This window comes from Pseudomonas sp. Irchel s3b5 (assembly GCF_900187435.1).
Lineage (GTDB): Bacteria > Pseudomonadota > Gammaproteobacteria > Pseudomonadales > Pseudomonadaceae > Aquipseudomonas.
Genome location: NZ_FYDY01000056.1, coordinates 2,095 through 5,491, shown reverse-complemented (window position 1 = coordinate 5,491; position 3,397 = coordinate 2,095). Strand labels below are relative to the sequence as shown.

General features: G+C 51.1%; 2 rRNA genes. Both read right to left on the bottom strand.

What is annotated here, in order from left to right:
- Nucleotides 1–43 precede the first annotated feature (43 nt).
- A 5S ribosomal RNA gene (rrf, locus tag CKW15_RS27640) occupies nucleotides 44–159 on the bottom strand.
- Between the two features lie 151 nt (nucleotides 160–310).
- Nucleotides 311–3,202 (bottom strand): 23S ribosomal RNA (locus CKW15_RS27635).
- Nucleotides 3,203–3,397 lie beyond the last annotated feature (195 nt).

The window sequence follows — 3,397 nt, the reverse complement described above, 5'->3', positions numbered from 1 at the left end:
ACAAAACCCCAACTGCTTTCGCAATTGGGGTTTCGGAATTTAATCTTGACGATGACCTACTCTCACATGGGGAAACCCCACACTACCATCGGCGATGCATCGTTTCACTGCTGAGTTCGGGATGGGATCAGGTGGTTCCAATGCTCTATGGTCGTCAAGAAATTCGGGTACCGAACCGTGGCCAGCTGGCCGCGCTTCAGCAAAATGGGTATGTGACAGCTTGGTGTTTTGTGAGTATTTCGAACTTTCGGTTCGTTTCGTCTTCACACACCGCAATCTGGCCTTTCGACGCAAATTGCTTGGGTGTTATATGGTCAAGCCTCACGGGCAATTAGTATTGGTTAGCTCAACGCCTCACAGCGCTTACACACCCAACCTATCAACGTCGTAGTCTTCGACGGCCCTTCAGGGGACTCAAGGTCCCAGTGAGATCTCATCTTGAGGCTAGTTTCCCGCTTAGATGCTTTCAGCGGTTATCTATTCCGAACATAGCTACCCGGCAATGCCACTGGCGTGACAACCGGAACACCAGAGGTTCGTCCACTCCGGTCCTCTCGTACTAGGAGCAGCCCCTCTCAAATCTCAAACGTCCACGGCAGATAGGGACCGAACTGTCTCACGACGTTCTAAACCCAGCTCGCGTACCACTTTAAATGGCGAACAGCCATACCCTTGGGACCGGCTTCAGCCCCAGGATGTGATGAGCCGACATCGAGGTGCCAAACACCGCCGTCGATATGAACTCTTGGGCGGTATCAGCCTGTTATCCCCGGAGTACCTTTTATCCGTTGAGCGATGGCCCTTCCATACAGAACCACCGGATCACTAAGACCTACTTTCGTACCTGCTCGACGTGTCTGTCTCGCAGTCAAGCGCGCTTTTGCCTTTATACTCTACGACCGATTTCCGACCGGTCTGAGCGCACCTTCGTACTCCTCCGTTACTCTTTAGGAGGAGACCGCCCCAGTCAAACTACCCACCATACACTGTCCTCGATCCGGATAACGGACCTGAGTTAGAACCTCAAAGTTGCCAGGGTGGTATTTCAAGGTTGGCTCCACGCGAACTGGCGTCCACGCTTCAAAGCCTCCCACCTATCCTACACAAGCAAATTCAAAGTCCAGTGCAAAGCTATAGTAAAGGTTCACGGGGTCTTTCCGTCTAGCCGCGGATACACTGCATCTTCACAGCGATTTCAATTTCACTGAGTCTCGGGTGGAGACAGCGCCGCCATCGTTACGCCATTCGTGCAGGTCGGAACTTACCCGACAAGGAATTTCGCTACCTTAGGACCGTTATAGTTACGGCCGCCGTTTACCGGGGCTTCGATCAAGAGCTTCGCGTTAGCTAACCCCATCAATTAACCTTCCGGCACCGGGCAGGCGTCACACCCTATACGTCCACTTTCGTGTTTGCAGAGTGCTGTGTTTTTAATAAACAGTCGCAGCGGCCTGGTATCTTCGACCGGCGTGGGCTTACGGAGCAAGTCCTTCACCCTCACCGGCGCACCTTCTCCCGAAGTTACGGTGCCATTTTGCCTAGTTCCTTCACCCGAGTTCTCTCAAGCGCCTTGGTATTCTCTACCCAACCACCTGTGTCGGTTTGGGGTACGGTTCCTGGTTACCTGAAGCTTAGAAGCTTTTCTTGGAAGCATGGCATCAACCACTTCGTGTTCTAAAAGAACACTCGTCATCAGCTCTCGGCCTTAGAATCCCGGATTTACCTAAGATTCCAGCCTACCACCTTAAACTTGGACAACCAACGCCAAGCTGGCCTAGCCTTCTCCGTCCCTCCATCGCAATAACCAGAAGTACAGGAATATTAACCTGTTTTCCATCGACTACGCTTTTCAGCCTCGCCTTAGGGACCGACTAACCCTGCGTCGATTAACGTTGCGCAGGAAACCTTGGTCTTTCGGCGTGGGTGTTTTTCACACCCATTGTCGTTACTCATGTCAGCATTCGCACTTCTGATACCTCCAGCAAGCTTCTCAACTCACCTTCACAGGCTTACAGAACGCTCCTCTACCGCATCACCTAAGTGATACCCGTAGCTTCGGTGTATGGTTTGAGCCCCGTTACATCTTCCGCGCAGGCCGACTCGACTAGTGAGCTATTACGCTTTCTTTAAAGGGTGGCTGCTTCTAAGCCAACCTCCTAGCTGTCTAAGCCTTCCCACATCGTTTCCCACTTAACCATAACTTTGGGACCTTAGCTGACGGTCTGGGTTGTTTCCCTTTTCACGACGGACGTTAGCACCCGCCGTGTGTCTCCCATGCTCGGCACTTGTAGGTATTCGGAGTTTGCATCGGTTTGGTAAGTCGGGATGACCCCCTAGCCGAAACAGTGCTCTACCCCCTACAGTGATACATGAGGCGCTACCTAAATAGCTTTCGAGGAGAACCAGCTATCTCCGAGCTTGATTAGCCTTTCACTCCGATCCACAGGTCATCCGCTAACTTTTCAACGGTAGTCGGTTCGGTCCTCCAGTTAGTGTTACCCAACCTTCAACCTGCCCATGGATAGATCGCCCGGTTTCGGGTCTATTCCCAGCGACTAGACGCCCTATTAAGACTCGCTTTCGCTACGCCTCCCCTATTCGGTTAAGCTCGCCACTGAAAATAAGTCGCTGACCCATTATACAAAAGGTACGCAGTCACCCAACAAAGTGGGCTCCCACTGCTTGTACGCATACGGTTTCAGGATCTATTTCACTCCCCTCTCCGGGGTTCTTTTCGCCTTTCCCTCACGGTACTAGTTCACTATCGGTCAGTCAGTAGTATTTAGCCTTGGAGGATGGTCCCCCCATATTCAGACAAAGTTTCTCGTGCTCCGTCCTACTCGATTTCATGACTAAGAGATTTTCGCGTACAGGGCTATCACCCACTATGGCCGCACTTTCCAGAGCGTTCCGCTAATCTCAAAGCCACTTAAGGGCTGGTCCCCGTTCGCTCGCCACTACTAAGGGAATCTCGGTTGATTTCTTTTCCTCAGGGTACTTAGATGTTTCAGTTCCCCTGGTTCGCCTCTTGCACCTATGTATTCAGTACAAGATAACCATCTTATGATGGCTGGGTTCCCCCATTCAGACATCTCCGGATCAAAGTCTGTTTGCCGACTCCCCGAAGCTTTTCGCAGGCTACCACGTCTTTCATCGCCTCTGACTGCCAAGGCATCCACCGTATGCGCTTCTTCACTTGACCATATAACCCCAAGCAATCTGGTTATACTGTGAAGACGACATTCGCCGAAAATTCGATTGAGCTCCTAAGAGCAACTCACAAATTTTACCTTAGCCTGATCCGTTACCAGTGAAAGTAACGTTCAGTCTATCTTTCTATCACATACCCAAATTTTTAAAGAACGAACTAGTCAAAGACTAGAAATCAACATTCACA